This is a genomic window from Hymenobacter sp. J193 (assembly GCF_024700075.1).
Classification (GTDB): Bacteria; Bacteroidota; Bacteroidia; order Cytophagales; family Hymenobacteraceae; genus Hymenobacter.
The window spans coordinates 2,661,362-2,679,861 of sequence record NZ_JAJONE010000001.1 but is presented as its reverse complement, the minus strand read 5'-3'; the positions used below and the strand labels follow the sequence as shown (position 1 = coordinate 2,679,861).

Sequence of the window (18,500 nt, the reverse complement as noted above, 5' to 3'; positions counted from 1 at the left end):
TGAGAAGCTAGCCTACTCGACTATTGCTTCACGAAGCGCGTGTGGAAGGTTTTCTGTCCGTCGCTTACCGACAGCATATACACCCCTTTAGCCAGGCCGCTTACGTTCAGCGTGCCGTTGTCGTTGTAGCGAGCACCGCCTACGGAAGCACCGCGCAGGTCAACCACCTTCACGCTGGCCACCTTGGCGCCACCGGGCAGGGAGATGCGCACTACATCGGAAGCCGGGTTAGGATACAGCTCCAGACCGCGGCTGTCTTCTTTGCCGATAATCTGATTGGCCGAAGAACCCGTGCTGGCAGCCGCAATGGCGGCACCGCCCGTGATGTTCACGGTGTAGTCTTCGGTTTCGCCGTAGCTGTAGCTGTTGCAGCTGGTCGTACCCGAGCCGTCGCTCATCACGATGCGCAGGCGGGCAGCGCCGGTCCTAGCCGTGAGGGGCACCGTAAACGTGCTGGTGAGCGTGGCGCTGCTGGCCGAGGAGCGCGAAGCTACCAACTCGCCGCTGTCCGTGAAGTCACCATCGCGGTTGTAGTCGATGTAGATTTTCCAGTACTCGGTGTAAGCCGTGGAGGTGTAGCCAGCGCTGTAGCTGATGGTCTGCGAAGAACCGGCGGCCAGGGACGTGCTGGTAGCGGTGCCGTTGTAGTAACCGGCATCCTTGCTGGAAGTACGGGCAATAGAGCCCAGGCCTACGTAGTCAATCCACTCATACGATACGTTGGTGCCTTTCGAAGCGCAATACGTAACGGTGGTGGGAGGAGGCGTGGTGCCCCCGCCATAGGCAGCGCCTACGCCTACTGCATACCAGGCGTTGGTTACGGCCTGCTCTTCGGCCGAGCCAGCCCCGTATAGGTCTTTGGCAGCCTGAATGGAGCCTGTGCGCGCGGCGGCGTAGTTGGAGGAGGAAGTCAGGTAAACGGTTTCGGTACGGTAGGCAATGCGGGCGGCTTTATCAATGCCAATGCCCGCTACGCTGAAGGCGCTGCCAATATCATTCGTGCCGCTGCCACCTACCGACAGACGGTAGAACCAATGGTTGAGTACGCCGGAGTTGTAGTGTACACCGCCGTTGTCGCCGCTGCCGCTGTACCAGTTCGTGCCCTTGTAGGTATCGGGCTGGCCTTCGGCGTTGGGGTTGCTCATGGAGCGCAGGGAAGGACGCTGCTTGTCGATGTCTTCGCCGATAAGCCAGGTGCTCTTCGTGGGGTCTTTGTAGTACTCCACGCAGGCGCCCCAGATATCGGAGAAGCCTTCGTTGAGGGCGCCCGACTCGTAGGAGTACGTCAGATTAGCCGAGTAGGTGCACACGGCGTGGCCGATTTCGTGGGCGGCCACGTCGAGCGAGGTCAGGGGCTGGAAGCGGCTAGCGCCATCACCGTATGTCATGCGGGTGCCGTCCCAGTACGCATTTTCGAAACCTACTCCGTCGCCGGGGGTGTCGTCGAAGTGCACGTAGCTTTTAATAGCCGCGCCAGCGTTGTTGTAGGAGTTGCGGGCGTGAATGTTCTTGAAGTAGTCGTACGTGCTCTGGGCACCGTAGTGGGCGTCGAGGGCAGCGTTGTCGAAGTTGGCGTTGTTGTACTCCGTCCAGCTGTTGTCAGCGTCGGTGAAATCAACGGCGGCGGTGTAGCTGCTGCCTTTTTTGCAGTTATAGGTCTGAATACCGCTGCCGCGCGTTACATCGCGCAGCCGGTACGTTCCGTTGTAGCTGTCGGTAGTGGCCGTTTCGGTGCCACTGTAGCGGGTAGCAAACGTGCCGGTAGCAGCGGCGTGCTTGATGATGTCGTTCTTGAACACGACGTCGCCGGAGCGGGCATCTACGTAGATGTAGGCCCGGCTAACGGGCGCTTGAGCGTAGATGTTGAACTTGTAGGCCAGCGTAGGCTTGCCGGCGGCAGCGCCTTTGCCCAGCTCGTTGCGCACAATCACCAGCTCGCCCTTCGGGGCAAAGCTCTGGTCTTCCTGCCACATGTACTTTTTGGCGCCTACAAAGGAAACGGCGCGGGCCAGGGCCTGGGCTTCGCTCAGGGCAGGCGTGGTGTTCACGCGTTCCATCCCGCGCTCCAGCCGGCCGTTGATCAGCTGTACTTCGCCCTGGCGGGCATGCAGCAGATAGTCGCCGTGTTCAACTTTGTAGCCTTTGTAGTACTGCTGGTACCGCTCGTTCACGAAGCCCAGCTCGTCCTTTTCGGTCTGGCGGCGTACCAGTGTCTCGTCCTTCAGCAGGCCCAGCTGCTCACGAAACATCCTGTCGGCTTCGGCGGCTTTGTAGCCTTTGCCTTCGGCGAAGCTGATCATTTCGGGCTGACCATCTGCCGAGGCAATACGCTGTTTTACTTGCACGCCATTCTGGGCTTGAGCTGGAGCGAACATGGCGCTGCCAAGCACCAGCAGTGCTACTGCCGGGTAATTCTTTTGCATAATGGGGTTGATTGGGGTGGTGTGAAAATGATTTCAGCCAAGTGCCTGAAGCGAGAGAGGGCGCTTTTAACAGATTGGCGACCCAAACTATCAATAATTGGAATAACTTGTATCTAAAGGTTAAAATTTTGTTAAAATTTTATTTATTCTCTCTCCTACTAGAAAGTTGATAATTGCTTTGATTCCGTGTTAAATCTGTATTTTGTTCTAAAACAAACGGACGTAAGCCTCGCTTTAATACAAATTTTTTCTTTTGATATTGCCTCACAAATTTTTCGATGATCAGTCCTATCAATTCGCGTTGGAGCCTTGCCGGTAAGCTCACCCTTGTTACCGGCGCCTCTAAAGGCATAGGGGCCGCAGTGGCGCAGGAACTGCTACAGTTGGGCGCTACCGTGCTGGCTGTAGCCCGGCAGCCCGAGGCCTTGCAGCAGCAGGTAGAGCACTGGCAGCAGCAGGGCCTGCCCGCTCACGCCATTGCCGCCGACGTCAGCCAGGCTGCGGGCCGGGCCACCGTGCTGGAAGCCACCGGAAAGCTTGGGCAGCAGCTGCACATTCTGGTCAATAATGTGGGCACCAACATCCGCAAGCCCACCACCGCGTATTCCCCGGCCGAATACCAGCAGCTGATGGCTACCAACCTGGAATCGGTGTTTGGGCTGTGCCAGGGCGCGCACCCGCTGCTGAAGGCCGCCAGAGGAGCCAGCATCGTAAATGTGGCCTCGGTGGCCGGGCTGACTGCCCTTCGCACCGGCTCCATCTACGGCATGACGAAAGCCGCTATGACCCAACTGGGCCGCAACCTGGCCGTGGAGTGGGCCGCCGACGGCATCCGGGTGAATACGGTGGCGCCATGGTACATCCGTACGCCCCTGGCCGAAACCGTACTACAAAACCCTGATTACCTGACCGAAGTAGTGGCCCGCACGCCCATGCGACGGATAGGTGAGCCGGAGGAAGTAAGCGCCGCCGTGGCATTTCTGTGTATGCCGGCGGCCAGCTACATCACGGGCCAGTGCCTGAGCGTGGATGGCGGCTTCTTGGTAAACGGGTTCTGAAAGATTGAACGGTTTTCCGGGTGCGGGGCGGTGTGCTGGTCATGGCGAGGAGGCATGCCATTTCGCGCATCAAGCGGTGTGCCTCCGTCCTGGGCAAATTAGAAGCCCCTGACGTTCACGCTGACGTCAGGGGCTTTGTGGTAGAAGGACGGGGCTGGTTTTGTTCAGGATAGATTGCTTCGCGCCGCTCGCCATGACAACCATTCAACCCTGCATCAGCGCCTGCTCGTAGCGGGGCCACGAGGCGGCGTCCGTTTCCAGATACAGGAAGGGCTCAATCAGCTCCAATTCCATCAACAGAAACTGCCCGTCTACTTCCACTCCATCCACGCGGGCGTAGAGGCAGCCGGGCGCGAACCGGCGCACGATGTCGTCGGCGACCGGGCGGATATGGGCGGGCGCGGGGTGCGGCTCGATGCCGCCGCCGAGGTAATGCTGCACCCGGAAGTCGCCCGCCTTGGGGGTTTTCAGCACGCAATGGCTGAACTGTCCACCCAGGTACACCAACGACCATTCGCCCTGCGTCTGAATCTGGGGCAGGAAAGGCTGAGCCAGAAAGTCCTCTTCGGCTAGCAGTTCCTGCAGGAAATCAGCCTGTGCCGTGGCCTCGGCAGCGGTAAGGGCAAAGGTGTTTTTGGCCCCTCCGCTCACCGCCGGCTTGATGATGAGCTGCCCGGGCTGGCCCAATGCCGCAAACAACGCGTCCACATGCAGCTTACTGCCCCGCGCCAGCCATTGCGAAGGCACTACGGGCACACCGGCTTCGGCCATTTCCAGCAGGTAACGCTTGTCGGCGTTCCAGCGCACCACGGAAATAGGATTCAGCAGCTGTACGCCCCAACTCTCCAAGCGCGTGAGCCAGGCGTAAAACTCGGCTATGCGGTCGAAATAGTCCCAGGGCGACTTAAGGACTACTGCTTCGTACTGCGCCCAGCGCACAGCCACATCCGACCAGATTTCGATGGTCACCTGATGGCCGCGGCTAGTTAAATAGTTTGCCAGCAGCGTGTCTTCATCCGCTACCGTATCGGCCGCGTATTGGGAGCTTAAGCGGCCTTCGTAGGAAACCAGGGCAATATTCACAGAGAAGAAAGGTAAGCGGCGCTAGTGTTTGGCCGACAGGTAATCGACGGCTAAGGTAGTGAGGGTACGCACACCTAGGGTGAGGCCGCTTTCATCAATGAAAAAGCCGGCCGTGTGGTGCGGAGCCGTGTCGGCGGCGTTTTTACCCTTGGGCATGCCTCCCACGAACACGAACAGGCCGGGCACTTTTTCCTGGAAGAAAGCAAAGTCTTCGGCCCCGGTCACGGCTTTTTGCAGCACCACCGGGCCCACGCCGGCTGCCCGGCGCAGGCTGGGCATCATCTGTGCCGTCAGGCGCGGGTCGTTGTAGGTTACGGGCGCGTAGTTCTCGATGCTCACTTCAGCGGTGGCCCCGCTGCTGGCAGCAATGCTGGTGGCGGTACGGCGCACGGCTTCCCAGATTTTCTGCTGCATTTCCTTGCTGAAGGTGCGGATGGTGCCCGTCAGCTCCACCTGCTCGGGAATGATGTTGTTGCGCACCCCGCCATGAATCATCCCTACCGTCAGCACGGCTGCATCCTCGGTGAGCTGGGTCTGGCGGCTGATGATGGTTTGCAGGCCCATCACAATCTGCGCGGCCGCTACGACCGGGTCTACGCTCAGCCAGGGGTAGGCCCCATGCGCCGACTTGCCCTTCACCACAATCTTAAACACGTCGGAAGCAGCCATTTCGCCCTCGGGACGGTACTTGAGCGTGCCCACTTCCGTCTGGGCGTTGATGTGCACCCCGAAGATGGCGTCTACTTTCGGATTTTCGAGCACGCCTTCCTTCACCATGAGGCGGGCCCCGCCTTCCTCTCCCGGCAGGGAGCCTTCCTCGGCCGGCTGGAAGATAAACTTCACGGTGCCGCGCAGGTCTTTGCGCAGGTCGGTGAGCACACGGGCGGCGCCCAGCAGCATGGCCACGTGGGTGTCGTGCCCGCAGGCGTGCATCACGCCCACTGCCTGGCCGTTGTAGGTGGCAGTGGCCTTGGAAGCGAAGGGCAGGCTGGTGTTTTCCGTCACGGGCAGGGCATCCATATCGGCGCGCAAAGCCACCACGGGGCCGGGCCGGCCGCCGCGCAGCAGCGCCACCACGCCGGTGCGGGCCACCCCGGTTTGTACTTCCAGGCCCAGGCGGCGCAGCTCGGCGGCCACCAGCGCGGCGGTGCGCGTTTCCTGGTTGCCCAGCTCGGGGTGCTCGTGCAGGTCGCGGCGCCAGGCTATTACCTGCTGCTCCTGTTGGGCGGCTAGCCGGGCAATGCGGGCATCCAGGGCCGTAGCCTTTTGGGCTACTACGCCGGGCGCACTGCCCAGCAATAAACTCAGCATCAGTAGTCCGACTCGGGTTTGCATAGCCTTTTCGGGAGAGAGTGAGGCAGGAAGGTACAAGGCAACACCCCTTCGGCCAAACCAGCCCGGCCCTCATTTCCCGCTTTCAGGCCTGAACTCTTCCGGGTTTGCGCGCCGTTTGTTCATAACTAGTATATTTAGAGGCACACGATACGGCTGACGGGTAATTCGCGCATGAAAAGGCAGTGGCAGTTTCTAGGAATGGGCATACTCGCGCTGGCGCTTACCGCCGCGCAGGACCTGGTGAGCGGCCGGCTGGTGCCCTTTCGGCGGGGCGACAAGTGGGGCTATGCCGACCACAGCCGCCGCGTGGTGCTGCCGCTGCAGTATGAGGAGGCCGGGCCGTTTGTGGAAGAAGTGGCCTGGGTGCGCCAGAACGGGCTGTATGGCTACATCGACGGCGGCGGCAACCCCATCACGCCCGTGCACTTCTCCAAAGCCGCCACGTTTTACAAAGGCCGCGCTACCGTCACGCTCCGGGGCGAAACCTTCGATATAGATGCTACCGGCAGCCGCCTGACTTCCCCGCCCGAGGCCGCGCCGGAGGAAGACTACCTTTCCCTGGGCGACGTGGTGCGGCGTCAGGGCAAGCTGGGTTTCCGCTTTACGGTGGGCTCGGCGGTGGTGCCGGCCGAGTACGACGAAATCCGGGAAGACTACCGCCAGCTGCTGTTTGTGCGGCAGGGCAACAAGTGGGGCGTGCTCAACCGCAAGGGCAAAATCACCCTCCCCCTGGAGCTGGACACCATCGTGGCTTCTCCACAAAACGACTTCCGCTTTCCCATTGCCCGGCAGCAGGGCCGCTACGGCTACCTCAACGCCGAGGGCCGCTGGCTGGTGGCGCCCAAATACCGCCTGGCCGAGCCCTTCATCGGCGACGTAGCCCGCGTGGAAACCCCCGACGGCCGCATGGGCTACATCGACAGCAGCGGCAAGGAGTTTTTCGAGTAAGCTCCGGCTTTCCTGCTACTTATATACTGCCCGGTTGCCGGTACGCGTTACCCTCCGGCAACCGGGCTTTTTAGTTATTCAACTATGCTGGAGTTACCTATTTTGAATGTACAGCTACGCGCCTGCTCCGAAGACTGGCAACAGATAACGCCTACCGCCCAGGGCCGACACTGCGTAGGCTACAACCGCGAGGTGGTCAACGTTACGAGTAGCACCCAAGTCGACCTACTAATGGCCCATACCGTCTCCCCCGATGGCCGCGTGTGTGGCCGGCTCCGGGCAGAGCAACTGGCCGCACCGCCGAAATTGCGCCTCCGATTGCGACAGTTTGTAGTTGCGTTGGTGCTGGTGTGCGCGTCAGGGCTGTCGGCGCGAGAAGCGGTGGGGCAGTTCCTGCCCCGCGCAGAACCGGCCATAACCGGAATTAGGACTATTAATGATGTTTCAGCGGCTGCGCTGAGTTTAAAAATTGCACCATCCGCTTCGCAGAGGCAGGCGAAACTGTTGGTTAGCTGCATTCTTGAGCCCATGCCATCGTTTCCAGGCGGGCAAGATTCTTTGGTGGCTTATCTGAGAAGGAATCTGCATTACTCCGCTTCTAATACAGCCGAAGGCACAGTATTCATTGGCTTCGTTATCACAAAAACCGGAAACCTCACGCAGGCCAAGGTGTTGAAAGGAGTCAGCCCTGCTCTGGACGGTGAAGCGCTGCGTGTGGTGCGGAAAATGCCCCGCTGGGTGCAGCCGCCACGGCCTACTCCGATAGAGGTAAGGTACACGCTGCCCATCACCTTCGCCTCAACTCAACAAGCTCCCGAAAAGCGTTAACATCTATGCTGGACCTACCTATTCTGAATGTTCATCTACGCGCTTGTCACGCAGACTGGCAGCAGATGACACCCACGGAACAGGGCCGCCACTGCTCCGTGTGCCAGCGCACGGTTATCGACTTCACCAATGCTACCCAAGCTGACTTAGATGCCGCCCGTGTCGCCGCACCCCATGGCCGCCTGTGCGGCCGGTTCCGGGCCGGGCAGTTGGCCGCACCACTGAAGCTACAGCCCCGACTGCGGCGGTTTCTAGTGGCGCTGGTATTAGTGTGCGGGATGGGACTCTCGGCGCGGGAAGCGGTAGCGCAGGTGAAGCCGGTGCTGCGGGATAATGCGGCTATGAATGCTACAATGGACGAGGTATGGCTAGCTCCGTTAGTCCAAGCGGATGAGCTAAGTCAGGCAGCGAATAAGCCAGCCGAGCAGGCGTTTCTGGGGTATGTAGAGCAAATGCCTGTCTTTAGAGGAGGACAGGAACGGCTGCTAGCAATTATCCGCCAGAACAACCAGTGGCCGGATGGTATTGATCAGGTAAAAGGCAAGGTGTTCATTACGTTCTCCATCAACGAACAAGGCCGCGTCGTTAAGCCGACAATAACCAAGGGCCTGCATCCTAAATTAGACGCTGAAGCGTTGCGGCTGGTGCAGCTGCTGGATGGAGAATGGTCGGCGGGCAGCCAGAACGGCCGGCCGGTTCCGGTGCAGTTTACTGTGCGCATCACTTTCGAACCCACGCCAGAAAACCCTGCACTCCCCGGAAAGAAATCAGCTAAACGCGCCCGACGGTAGCCTTCTACCCAAAACCTTTCTATTTTACCCGCCCTATCAGTCATCTAACCTCCGCGCCCGCCCATGACTTTCACGCCCAGCCCCATGCTGCTCAAGCTGCTCTATACCCGCGGCAGCCTCCACAACACCCCCGAAGGTGTGGCCTTCAGCATCAAGAACCGCCTCGATACGGTGCGCATCACCCGCATCGACCATGTGCAGATTGACGGCGTAAAGATTGGAGTAGAGCAGATTGCGCTGGACCTTGGCGAGGGCGACGTGCGGCCCGCCACCACCTTCAACGCCGACAGCACCGGCTACACGCTGCCGGTGGGCCAGGCTGCCACGTTCCATCTGGCTACCGAGCACCTCAAGGAAGGCATTCACACGGTGCGGGTGCAGTTTTCCGCCGACCCATTCGGCGACCTGAACGTGGAGGTCGAAGACGCCATTGCCCAGCAGCACGAAAACAAAACCCGCATTCCGCGCCAGGACCAAGACGACTACTCGGAGGCGGCCATTCAGGCCCGGCAGCGCTTCGCCGAGGAGTTTTCGGGCCAGGAGTTCAAGCACCTCAAGCATTACTCCTTCGACGCTCACGATTTGCAGGGCAACTGCGAGCATTTCACGGGCGTGGCCCAGATTCCGGTAGGACTGGCCGGCCCGCTGCGCGTAAACGGGGAGCACGCCCAGGGCGACTTCCTCATCCCCATGGCTACCACCGAGGGTACCCTGGTAGCCAGCTACAACCGTGGCATGCAGGTGCTCAACCTCTGCGGCGGCGTCAAGTGCACTGTGGTCGGCGACGCCATGCAGCGCGCCCCGGTGTTCGTGTTCGATGATGCCCGCGGCGCCCGGGACTTTGGTAAGTGGGTGGAGGAAGAAATCGACAAGATCCGGCCCGAGGCCGAAAGCACCTCCCGCATAGCCAAGCTCCAGTACATCGACACCTATCTGAGCAACAAGTTCGCCTACCTGCGCTTCAACTTCTCTACGGGCGACGCCGCCGGCCAGAACATGGTAGGCCGCGCCACGTTTGCCGCCTGCTCCTGGATTCTGGAAAACTACAAGGGCGCGCCCATCCGCCACTTCTACCTCGAATCAAACTTCGCCACCGACAAAAAAGCCTCGCAGATCAACGTAATGCGCACCCGGGGCAAGCGTGTGGTAGCTGAGGCTATAGTGAAGCGCGACGTGCTGCAGCAGCGCATGCGCGTGACGCCCGAGCAGCTAGCCTACCACGGGCAGGTAAGCAACGTGGGTGCATTTATTTCGGGTGCAAACAACAACGGCGCCCACTCCGCCAATGGCATCACGGCCATGTTCATTGCTACCGGCCAGGACGTGGCTAACGTGTCAGAGTCGTCGGCGGGCATTCTGTACTCCGAAATCACGCCCGAGGGCGACCTGTACATCAGCATCACCATTCCTTCGCTCATTGTGGCTACCCACGGCGGGGGCACGGGCCTGGCTACCCAAAACGAGTGCCTGCGCATGCTGGGCTGCGTGGGCCGGGGCACCGTCAACAAGTTCGCCGAAATAGTGGCCGGCGTGGTGCTGGCCGGGGAGCTCAGCTTGGGCTCCGCCATCAGCTCCTCCGATTGGGTGAGCAGCCACGAACAGTACGGCCGGAACCGCTAAGTCGGCTAAACGCAAAAGCCCCGCTTCACTCAGTATGAAGCGGGGCTTTTGCGTTTCCTGTACCTGTTAGGCTACAGCGGGTCAGCGGTTACCTTGAAGCGGCTTTCCTCCTTTACCGTGATTTCGCGGGTGGTAGCCTGGCGCACGGAGGCTTCGGTGTAGAGCGTATAGTTCGGGGCCTTGATGTACTTATCCAGCTTGGCGTTGGTCGACTTCAGCTCGATGGTCGTGACGCCGCGCGGTACGTCGTCCAGCTGTGCCATCACCACTTTGTCGTTCTGGTCGGTCCCGATGGAGATTTTGATGCTTTTCAGAAAGTCGAAGTTCTCGGTGTCCGGGTCGGTGATGGTGAGCGTGAGCTTGCTCAGCGTTACGTCCTTCACCAGGTCGGCTTTCGTGTTGTTGTTGCTGAAGGTTTCTGAGGCTTTGTTGGTTACAGGTACGGGCAACGTCAGCGTCACGGGCAGACCGCCGGCCAGCGGCGTAGCCGGAATCTTGAAGTCCTGCGTGTCGGAAATTTCGAACGTAAGCAGGTCGTTGATTTTGTCACAGCTGAATGTGACGAGGGCCAGCACCATCAGCAAGGCGGCCGAAAGGAAGGATTTCTTCATGAGGAAAGGCAGGTAAGGAGAAGCCAGTAAACGTGACTGCCACGGATTTGGTGCAGACAGCTCGGTAAAATCTCTTAATCCATCATATCGGCCGCGCGGGGCGCCTCGTGCACGAAGCCGGGGTTCCAGCTCATGGGGTACTTTTCGTCGAGGTAAGGCAAAGCCGTTTCGGTGAGGTAGAGCGGGCGGAAGGTGTCCACCATCACGGCCAGCTCGTGGGTTTCCTTTTTGCCGATGCTGGCTTCCACGGTGCCGGGGTGCGGGCCGTGGGGCAGGCCGCTGGGGTGCACCGTAAACGAGGCCAGGTCCACGCCCTTGCGCGACATGAAATTGCCGGCCACGTAGTACAGCACCTCGTCGGAGTCTACATTGGAGTGGTTGTAGGGCGCCGGAATGCTGAGCGGGTGGTAGTCGAACAAGCGCGGCACAAAGGAGCAGATGACGAAGTTGTGCGCTTCGAAATGCTGATGCACGGGTGGAGGCTGGTGGATGCGGCCCGTAATCGGCTCGAAGTCGTGGATGCTGGTAGCGTAAGGAAAGAAGTACCCGTCCCAGCCTACCACGTCGAAGGGCGAGTGGGCGTACACCAGCTCGTGCAGGAAGCCTTCCTTCTTCACCTTCACCACGTACTCGCCCGACTCGCGCGCCGTGTCCTGCACCAGCGCGTGGGGCGGCCGGATGTCCCGCTCGCAGTAGGGCGAGTGTTCCAGCAGCTGCCCGAAGTGGTTGCGGTAGCGGCGGCACGTTTCGATGGGGCTGAACGACTCGATAACGAGCAGGCGCACCGGGCCTTCCTCAAAATGAAACTGGTGAATGATGGTGCGCGGAATCACCACGTAGTCACCGGGCTCAAAGGCCACGATGCCCAGCTGGCTCCACAGCTCGCCCCGGCCCTCGTGCACGAAAATCACCTCATCGGCCAGCGCGTTTTTGTAGTAGTAGTCCATGCGCCGCTCCGTGGGGCTGCAGATGCTCAGCATCACATCGGCATTGCCGAGCATGGTCTGGCGGGCCTGCAGGTAGTCGCCGCCGGTGCTGGTCTGGGCCAGGGTACGCAGGTGGCTGGGCTGCAGGGCCCGGTCTTTCAGCAGCTTGGGGGCGTAGGGTTGCGGCTCGCCTACGCGCCGGATTTCGGTGGGCGCGTGCTGATGGTAGAGAAGCGACGAAACACCCGAAAAGCCCAGGGTACCGACCAGTTGCTCGTGGTAGAGGGTTCCATCGGGCTGGCGGAACTGGGTGTGGCGCTTGCGCGGAATCTGGCCAAGGCGGTGATAGTAAGGCATAGCGGGCGGGTGGGATGGGTGCAAAAATCAGTGCCTAAATATACGGGCCTGCCCGCATCCCGGCGGCCCTCACCGCTTGCTCCTCCAGGTCGACGCTGAATACCTCAGCAAAAAGCCTCATCCGCCGAACGCAGGATGAGGCTTCTGAAGCAAACAAAAAGCCGCCGCTAGTTTCCCGACAGATCCTGGGCCAGGAGGGCGCGGCCATCGGCTACGGCTTTCAGGGCCGCCTGCAGCTCGGCGTCGCGGCTATTGAGCACCTGGTAGTAGGCAGTTTTGCCGTAGGCGCTGCGGGCAATGTGGGCTTTCAGCTGGTTGCTCAGTAGCGGGGCGCACTGTCGCAGGGCTGTTTCGTCCAGCGCAATACCATCCTGCTCGGCCCGGTCGGCAAGCTCGGCCAGCTGCGCCGGGCTGATCTGAAACGACTCCTGAAATTGCTCGAAGCGGAGGGCCTCCAGCTCGGCCTTGTGGCTTTGAAAGAACTGCAGGGCGTACTCGCGCACCAGATTCTGGCTTTGCAGCCGGGCGTAGTACGGGGACAGCGTGGCCTGGTCACGGGCCACAAATACGTCGGGGGAAATGCCGCCGCCGCCGTACACCACGCGGCCGTGGGCAGTGCGGTAGCGCAGGGCGTCATCCACGTGGATGCTGTCGGCGTGCTGCAGCTCGCCCTGGCGCTGGCGGTTGCGCAGCTCCTGGGAGTAGGCCGCCGCGCCCTCGGCGTACGACTTCTGTATGCAGCGGCCCGAGGGCGTGTAGTAGCGCGCAATGGTCAGCCGCAGTTCCGAGCCGTCGTTGAGCACCACGGGCTGCTGCACCAGGCCTTTGCCAAAGGTGCGGCGGCCCACCAACAGAGCCCGGTCGTGGTCCTGTAGGGCACCGGCAACCACTTCGGCCGCCGAGGCGCTGCCTTCATCAATGAGCACCACCAGCTGGCCTTCCTCAAACTCGCCGTTCACCCGCGAAAACGTCTGGGTATCAAACTGGTCGTCCTTGCCCTCGGTGTACACCAGCTTGCGGGTACCAGCTATAAACTCGTCGGCGAGCTTGGTGGCCCGGTCAAGGTAGCCGCCGGGGTTGCCGCGCAGGTCCAGCACCAGCTTGGTCATGCCCTGGCGGTTCAGGTCGCCGAGGGCTTGCTTGAACTCGTCGTAGGTGCCGCTGGCAAAGCGGCTGATTTTGATGTAGCCGGTGGTTTCGCTCAGCAGGTACGCCGCTTCCACCGAGGTGTTGGGAATGCGCTGGCGGGGCACACTCAGCAGCAGCGGCTTGCTGCCCGGCCGTCGCAGCACCTGCAGCTGCACCCGGCTGCCGGCTGGGCCGCGCAGCTTGCCAAACATCTGCGTCATGGTAATGTGGCGCCCCGAAACCGGCTGGTTGTTGACGGCCAGGATACGGTCGCCGGGCTGCAGGCCGGCCTGCTCGGCGGGGCCGCCACCCAGGGGCGCTATTACCGTCACGGTGTCGCGAAACAGGTTGAACTCTACCCCGATACCGTCGTAGTCGCTCTGCAGAAAGGCGGCAGACTGCTCCCGCTCCCGGGCCGGAATAAAGGTGGAGTGCGGATCGAGGCGCTCCAGCATGCGCGCAATGGCGTAGTCCGACAGCGCCTCTACGTCCACGGAGTCCACGTACTCCTCGTCTACGTGGCTGAGCACCTCCTTGAAGCGCAGGTAGCCCCGGAGCGTGCCCTCAGGGTTCTGGCGGGAAGCCTGAAACCGCCCGGCCCCCAGCAGCACCCCACACACCAGCGTGGCACCCAGCAGCAGCGGCTGCCGCCACCGCCCGAAAGCAGCCGATGCCGGTTTTGCAGGCCCAGGAAAAACTACGTGAGTTAAACGAGTAAAAAGTCCTGCCATGTAAGCCGGGTGTGGGAAACGGATAAGACTCAAAGCTACTGAAACTTTTCCGGGATTTGACACTTATATACGCCTTTCTGTATTTGTCATTCAATTAATACTATTCCATATCCTTTTCGCGCAAACATCCTTACACATAACTGTTACCTTCAGCTGCTTAGCCTTATTTCCAAGTCAAAATTACTACTCAGTAAATTGCAACCAATATGACTATTCCTATCATTCAACATATAAAATCCGCCAGCCTGCTGGTCTGGCGCGGGCTCAGGGGCATTGGGCGCAGTTCGGGGGTGTATCGTATCTTTGAGCTGAATTTCCGGTGGTAATGCTGCCGCTTCTCCTTTCCTTCCGCCGTTTTGCCCATGGGCCGCATTCTTGCTATTGACTATGGCCACAAACGCGTAGGGTTGGCCGTAACGGACCCGCTGCAGATCATAGCCACGCCCCTGGAAACGGTGCATAGTCAGGATTTGCTGGCCTACGTAAAGGCCTACCACCAGCGCGAGCCGCTGGCGGCGCTGGTAGTGGGTATGCCCCGCACGCTCAGCAACGAGGCCACGGATGCCACCAGCGCGGCCGTGGGCCTGGTGCGCACGCTCCGCCGCGAATTGCCGGAAGTGCCCGTGCACGAAATCGACGAGCGGTTTACGTCCCGGATGGCCCACGCGGCCATGCTGGCAGGTGGCCTCTCCAAGAAAGACCGGCGCGACAAAGCCACCGTTGATAGGGTGTCGGCCACGCTCATTTTGCAATCTTTTCTGAATTCCCGATGATTTACCCTATTGTAGCCTTTGGCGACCCGGTACTGAAAGCCCGCGCCAAGGATATTCCCGCTGACTTTTCAGCTGAAGAGCTGAAAAAGCTCATTGGCGACATGTACGACACCATGTACTACGCCCACGGCGTAGGCCTGGCCGCCCCCCAGATTGGCCGGAGCGTGCGCCTGTTCGTTATCGACTCGGCCCCCATGGTGGATGACGAGGACGAGGAAACCGGCGAGCCACGGCCAGGGGCCGAAGCCGGCATCAAGCGCGCCTTCCTCAACCCGAAGATGGTAAACGAAACCGGCGAGGAATGGGGCTTTGAGGAAGGCTGCCTGAGCATTCCGGGCGTGCGCGAAATGGTGTACCGCCACCCCACCATTGTGCTGCGCTACGAGGATGAAAGCCGCCAGGTGCACGAGGAAACCTTCACGGGCATGACGGCCCGCGTGATTCAGCACGAGTACGACCACCTCGAAGGCGTGCTGTTCACCGACTACGTATCGGGGCTGAAAAAGCAGCTGCTGAAGGGCAAGCTCGCCCGCATCAGCAAAGGCGACGTGAAGGCCGACTACCGGATGAAGTTTGCCGGCCAGGGCGGGCGGTAGCTACTTATATATCCCCGCAAACAAGCCACGCCGGCCGCCAGGCACTACCTGATGGCCGGCGTGGCTTGTTTGCGGGGCTTCATTAATGAGCAGCCTCGGACGCATTTTTAGCTGACGCACGGGCCGCAGCCACGTAACGCTTCTCCAGCTGCTTCAGGTAGCGAACGGCCGCGGCGGAGAACTGCGGAGGATGCGTTTTGTCTTTTTGGGCGGCTTTCTGGTAGAGCTGAAAAAAAGCCATAGGGTTGTCGACGTTGGCCAGCATGGGGCGGACGTAGCCGTTGCGCTCAATGATGCGGGACATATAGAAGCCCGGCAGGTGGCCGGTGCTGCCTTTATAGAGGCGGCGGTAGTAGCTGATGGCCGGCAGCGGGCCAGTTGCCCGGGCACCAACCTGCAGAACCGAGTCCAGCTTGTGAATGACGCCCGGGGCGCCGGCGAGCAGCCATCGATGGATTTCAGCGGAGTCGGCCGGGGAAGCCAGCTGCGCTTTCTTGTCAATCAGATCGGCTACACCTTCGTTCAGGACCACGTTCAGGGCCCAGAGCAAGGCCTGATCGGACTCCGGCGCAAAGCTGAAGTCGAGGCCGGGGCGCAGCTGGTGGTGCATTTCGTGGGCTTCGAGAATACCGTTCTTGGGCTTGTTCCAGTCGACGGCCGACTTCAGGCTGAACACCAGCCCGGCCTGCTCGGAAATAGCGTCGTTGCCGATAGCCACGTAAGCCAGCTGCAGGTTCTGCACTGTAGTATGGGCGCGCTGAGGCAGGTATTCGTAGGCGTAGCGGTACATCAGGTCGAGGTAAGCCGGTTGGCGGGCAGTTTCCGTCAGATACTGGCGGTATTCCGGTTCCCGCTGCTTGTAGTCGTTCACCAGCACGTAGTACCATTTCTTGGCCGCCAGCTTGGCCTGGCGCAGGGAGTCGAGGCTGGGTCGGTACACCACCTCGATGGCCCGACGGTAGCTGTTCAGGTCAGCAAGGTTGCTGCCAAACACGCTTTTCACGTAGCGGTTGTTGGCGGGCACCGCCAGAAACGACTCCCACATGGCATCGGTGAGAGGCTGATCCTGCCGCAGGGCGTCCGTCATTTCCCAGTAGCGCAGGGCCGCGTCGATGTTCACGGTTTGAGCGGAGGCAGTCTGGGAGTGCGGACCCAGCAAAAGCAGCAAAGCGAGCAGCCAGAAGGTAAAGCGTTTCATACAGCCGGAGAGTAAGGGTTGCGAAAAGAATAAGCCAAAGGTGCGGGCCCGGGCCGGCGCCCGAAACTTTATTATAGCAACCAACTCAAACCTGATGTAAACCCGTGGGCCGGGCTACCGGCCAGGTTATCCGCCCAACGCGGGGGTTGGCATCGGCTACGGGGGCGCTGGCATAAAACCTGAGCAGATGCGGCCTCCGTGGCCTAGCTTTAAGCCATGAACCGCCAAACACTGCTTTTTCATCTGCTGGGCTGGGGGCTGCTTATCGCCTATGATGCCGTGGGCATCGTGAGCGGACACCCCGCCAACCTGGGGCCGCTGCTGTTGCTGCAGTTTACGTTCCGGCTCAGCATGATGAGCGTGTTTTACTACTGCTTTCTGCTGATATACCCGCGCTTTGTGCGCAAAAACCGGATTCCGCAGCTGCTGCTGGGCATTCTGCTGGCGCCCGTCGTTTTCACGACCACGCGCTATGCGCTGGAGCAGGTGCTGATGCCGCTGCTGTTTGGGTTCAGCAACTATACCGGCGAGGTACGCCTGCTGGCTTATCTGCGCGACAACCTGACCCAGGGCCTGCCCATGGTGATGGTGGCCGCGGCCGCCTGGGGCGTGAAGGACGCCTTTGAGCGCGAAAAGCAGCGTGAAACCCAACTCCTGCTGCAGGAAAAAACCCAGGCAGAGCTGGCCTTCCTGAAAACGCAGATCAACCCCCACTTTCTTTACAACACCCTCAACTACCTCTACGCCGAAGCCTACCTCGTCTCGGAGCCGCTGGCCGAGGCAGTGCTGCGCCTTTCCGACCTGATGCGCTACATGCTGCACGACAGCCCCGACGGCCATGCGGAGCTGCGCCGGGAAGTGGACTACCTGGAAAACTACCTGGCGCTGCACCGTCTCCGGTTCGAAAAGAAGTTTTATGTTGACTTCCGGCAGCAGGGCCTCATCAACGGGCAGCGGGTGCCTTCGCTGCTGCTGGTTCCCTTCGTCGAAAATGCCCTCAAGCACGGCATCGTGCACCTAGCCGAGTGCCCCGTCGAAATCGAGCTGAGCTTGCCTTCGCCCACCCAGCTGCGCTTTTCGGTGCGCAACCGCATCAGCCACCACCAGAAAGACAGTACCACCGGCATCGGGCTGACCAACGTGCGCCGGCGGCTGGAGCTGCTTTATCCCGGCCGTCACCAGCTGCACGTGCATACCGACGGCACCACGTACGCCACCGAGCTGCAGCTTACCCTGGCCTGAACCCACCCGAAAAGCAAACCTCAGCCGCCGGCCTCCCGGCATTATATCAGCTTCGCCCCCGATGATTCGTTGTATTGCCGTTGATGATGAAGCCTACGCGGGCCGCCTGCTGGCCGCCTACATCGAGAAAATTCCGTTTCTGACCTTGGCCGGGCTGACTACCAACCCCATCGAAGCGCTGCAGTGGGTGCAGGAAGGCCGGGCCGATCTGGTGTTTCTTGATATTCAGATGCCGGAGCTGACGGGCCTGCAGTTTCTAAAAATCTGCGGGCACCGCTGCAAGGTCATTCTCACCACGGCCTACCCCGAGTACGCGCTGGAAGGCTACGAGCACGATGTGGTGGACTACCTGCTGAAGCCCGTTTCCTTCGACCGGTTTTTGCGGGCCGTGCAGAAAGCCCAGGCTCTGCTGGCGCCGGCCACGCCAGCGCCGCCGGTCGCTTCCCCCGCGGCTCCCGCCCCGGCAGGCGGCTACCTGTTTGTGAAAGGCGACAGCAAAAACAAGTTCATGCGCGTCAGCCACGCCGATATTCTGTATGCCGAGGCGCTGGGCAACTACCTGGCCCTGCACACGGCCAACCAGCGACTGGTTACCTATCAAACCCTGAAGGAGCTGGCCGACCAGCTGCCCCAGCCCGCTTTTCTGCGCATTCATAAGTCGTACCTGGTGGCCGTGGATAAGATCAGTATGATTGATGGCAACATTTTGTATATCGGGCAGCAGGAGCTGCCCATCGGCGAAACGTACCGGGAAAGCCTTTACCGCCTGGTGCGGGAGTAGCGCTTAGAATCAGGCGTTTGGTCTTACCGAAAAGCCTGAGTATCTTTCTCCTGCTCGTATCTGACTATTCC

Annotated in this window: 16 protein-coding genes; 9 read left to right on the top strand and 7 right to left on the bottom strand. The window is 60.6% G+C overall.

Going from position 1 to position 18,500, the window contains the following annotated elements; genetic code table 11:
• Window positions 1-20: 20 nt before the first annotated feature.
• A complete protein-coding gene (locus LRS06_RS11675; protein ID WP_257871656.1) occupies window positions 21-2,423 on the bottom strand; it encodes a M4 family metallopeptidase in 2,403 nt (800 codons plus the stop codon).
• 278 nt (window positions 2,424-2,701) lie between these two features.
• On the opposite strand from LRS06_RS11675, the gene LRS06_RS11670 reads away from it, so the two are divergent.
• Window positions 2,702-3,481 (top strand): SDR family oxidoreductase, encoded by a 780-nt coding sequence (locus tag LRS06_RS11670; RefSeq protein ID WP_257871655.1) that lies wholly within the window; start codon window positions 2,702-2,704, stop codon window positions 3,479-3,481.
• Between the two features lie 204 nt (window positions 3,482-3,685).
• Here the strand turns inward: LRS06_RS11670 and LRS06_RS11665 are convergent, their stop codons facing one another.
• Together LRS06_RS11665 and LRS06_RS11660 are read right to left on the bottom strand one after the other, a co-directional pair.
• Window positions 3,686-4,564 (bottom strand): RimK family alpha-L-glutamate ligase, encoded by an 879-nt coding sequence (locus LRS06_RS11665; RefSeq protein ID WP_257871654.1) that lies wholly within the window; start codon window positions 4,562-4,564, stop codon window positions 3,686-3,688.
• Between the two features lie 21 nt (window positions 4,565-4,585).
• The gene (locus LRS06_RS11660; protein WP_257871653.1) at window positions 4,586-5,899 is read right to left on the bottom strand and encodes an amidohydrolase; all 1,314 of its coding nucleotides are present in this window, start codon (window positions 5,897-5,899) and stop codon (window positions 4,586-4,588) included.
• A 198-nt stretch (window positions 5,900-6,097) separates the two neighbouring features.
• Here LRS06_RS11660 and LRS06_RS11655 point away from each other — a divergent pair, with 198 nt between their 5' ends.
• From LRS06_RS11655 to LRS06_RS11640, 4 genes are all read left to right on the top strand, one after another.
• Window positions 6,098-6,847, top strand: coding sequence for a WG repeat-containing protein (locus LRS06_RS11655; RefSeq protein ID WP_257871652.1), 750 nt, complete (start codon window positions 6,098-6,100; stop codon window positions 6,845-6,847).
• A gap of 84 nt (window positions 6,848-6,931) precedes the next feature.
• On the top strand, window positions 6,932-7,675 hold the full coding sequence (locus LRS06_RS11650; protein WP_257871651.1) for an energy transducer TonB: 744 nt from the start codon (window positions 6,932-6,934) through the stop codon (window positions 7,673-7,675).
• A 65-nt stretch (window positions 7,676-7,740) separates the two neighbouring features.
• Window positions 7,741-8,466, top strand: a complete 726-nt coding sequence (locus tag LRS06_RS11645; protein ID WP_257871650.1) for an energy transducer TonB — start codon at window positions 7,741-7,743, stop codon at window positions 8,464-8,466.
• A 63-nt stretch (window positions 8,467-8,529) separates the two neighbouring features.
• Complete coding sequence (locus LRS06_RS11640; protein WP_257871649.1) at window positions 8,530-10,086, top strand: hydroxymethylglutaryl-CoA reductase; 1,557 nt, start codon at window positions 8,530-8,532, stop codon at window positions 10,084-10,086.
• A 71-nt stretch (window positions 10,087-10,157) separates the two neighbouring features.
• On the opposite strand, the gene LRS06_RS11635 is transcribed toward LRS06_RS11640, so the two are convergent.
• The 3 genes from LRS06_RS11635 to LRS06_RS11625 form a co-directional block, all read right to left on the bottom strand.
• Window positions 10,158-10,697: a hypothetical protein gene (locus LRS06_RS11635; protein WP_257871648.1), complete on the bottom strand. Its 540-nt coding sequence runs from the start codon at window positions 10,695-10,697 to the stop codon at window positions 10,158-10,160.
• Between the two features lie 74 nt (window positions 10,698-10,771).
• Window positions 10,772-11,980 (bottom strand): homogentisate 1,2-dioxygenase, encoded by a 1,209-nt coding sequence (locus LRS06_RS11630; protein WP_257871647.1) that lies wholly within the window; start codon window positions 11,978-11,980, stop codon window positions 10,772-10,774.
• 167 nt (window positions 11,981-12,147) lie between these two features.
• Window positions 12,148-13,839, bottom strand: coding sequence for a S41 family peptidase (locus LRS06_RS11625; protein WP_257871646.1), 1,692 nt, complete (start codon window positions 13,837-13,839; stop codon window positions 12,148-12,150).
• A 362-nt stretch (window positions 13,840-14,201) separates the two neighbouring features.
• Here LRS06_RS11625 and ruvX point away from each other — a divergent pair, with 362 nt between their 5' ends.
• A complete protein-coding gene (ruvX, locus tag LRS06_RS11620; RefSeq protein WP_149069633.1) occupies window positions 14,202-14,612 on the top strand; it encodes a Holliday junction resolvase RuvX in 411 nt (136 codons plus the stop codon).
• Window positions 14,609-15,208 carry a peptide deformylase gene (gene def, locus LRS06_RS11615; protein WP_257871645.1) on the top strand — a complete coding sequence of 200 codons (600 nt, stop codon included), beginning with the start codon at window positions 14,609-14,611 and terminating at the stop codon, window positions 15,206-15,208. Before ruvX ends, def begins: the two co-directional genes overlap by 4 nt.
• A gap of 82 nt (window positions 15,209-15,290) precedes the next feature.
• Here the strand turns inward: def and LRS06_RS11610 are convergent, their stop codons facing one another.
• Complete coding sequence (locus LRS06_RS11610) at window positions 15,291-16,406, bottom strand: DUF5700 domain-containing putative Zn-dependent protease (RefSeq protein WP_257871644.1); 1,116 nt, start codon at window positions 16,404-16,406, stop codon at window positions 15,291-15,293.
• 216 nt (window positions 16,407-16,622) lie between these two features.
• Between LRS06_RS11610 and LRS06_RS11605 the strand changes: the two genes are divergently transcribed.
• A complete protein-coding gene (locus LRS06_RS11605) occupies window positions 16,623-17,648 on the top strand; it encodes a sensor histidine kinase (RefSeq protein ID WP_257871643.1) in 1,026 nt (341 codons plus the stop codon).
• Between the two features lie 61 nt (window positions 17,649-17,709).
• Window positions 17,710-18,429, top strand: a complete 720-nt coding sequence (locus LRS06_RS11600) for a LytTR family DNA-binding domain-containing protein (protein ID WP_257871642.1) — start codon at window positions 17,710-17,712, stop codon at window positions 18,427-18,429.
• Window positions 18,430-18,500 lie beyond the last annotated feature (71 nt).

Excerpts from the sequence above, each read along its gene's own strand:
- LRS06_RS11675 (WP_257871656.1), bottom strand. The coding sequence starts at position 2,423 with ATGCAAAAGAATTACCCGGCAGTAGCACTGCTGGTGCTTGGCAGCGCC.
- LRS06_RS11670 (WP_257871655.1), top strand. The coding sequence starts at position 2,702 with ATGATCAGTCCTATCAATTCGCGTTGGAGCCTTGCCGGTAAGCTCACC.
- LRS06_RS11660 (WP_257871653.1), bottom strand. The coding sequence starts at position 5,899 with ATGCAAACCCGAGTCGGACTACTGATGCTGAGTTTATTGCTGGGCAGT.
- LRS06_RS11655 (WP_257871652.1), top strand. The coding sequence starts at position 6,098 with ATGGGCATACTCGCGCTGGCGCTTACCGCCGCGCAGGACCTGGTGAGC.
- LRS06_RS11650 (WP_257871651.1), top strand. The coding sequence starts at position 6,932 with ATGCTGGAGTTACCTATTTTGAATGTACAGCTACGCGCCTGCTCCGAA.
- LRS06_RS11645 (WP_257871650.1), top strand. The coding sequence starts at position 7,741 with ATGACACCCACGGAACAGGGCCGCCACTGCTCCGTGTGCCAGCGCACG.
- LRS06_RS11640 (WP_257871649.1), top strand. The coding sequence starts at position 8,530 with ATGACTTTCACGCCCAGCCCCATGCTGCTCAAGCTGCTCTATACCCGC.
- LRS06_RS11635 (WP_257871648.1), bottom strand. The coding sequence starts at position 10,697 with ATGAAGAAATCCTTCCTTTCGGCCGCCTTGCTGATGGTGCTGGCCCTC.
- LRS06_RS11630 (WP_257871647.1), bottom strand. The coding sequence starts at position 11,980 with ATGCCTTACTATCACCGCCTTGGCCAGATTCCGCGCAAGCGCCACACC.
- LRS06_RS11625 (WP_257871646.1), bottom strand. The coding sequence starts at position 13,839 with ATGGCAGGACTTTTTACTCGTTTAACTCACGTAGTTTTTCCTGGGCCT.
- ruvX (WP_149069633.1), top strand. The coding sequence starts at position 14,202 with ATGGGCCGCATTCTTGCTATTGACTATGGCCACAAACGCGTAGGGTTG.
- def (WP_257871645.1), top strand. The coding sequence starts at position 14,609 with ATGATTTACCCTATTGTAGCCTTTGGCGACCCGGTACTGAAAGCCCGC.
- LRS06_RS11610 (WP_257871644.1), bottom strand. The coding sequence starts at position 16,406 with ATGAAACGCTTTACCTTCTGGCTGCTCGCTTTGCTGCTTTTGCTGGGT.
- LRS06_RS11605 (WP_257871643.1), top strand. The coding sequence starts at position 16,623 with ATGAACCGCCAAACACTGCTTTTTCATCTGCTGGGCTGGGGGCTGCTT.
- LRS06_RS11600 (WP_257871642.1), top strand. The coding sequence starts at position 17,710 with ATGATTCGTTGTATTGCCGTTGATGATGAAGCCTACGCGGGCCGCCTG.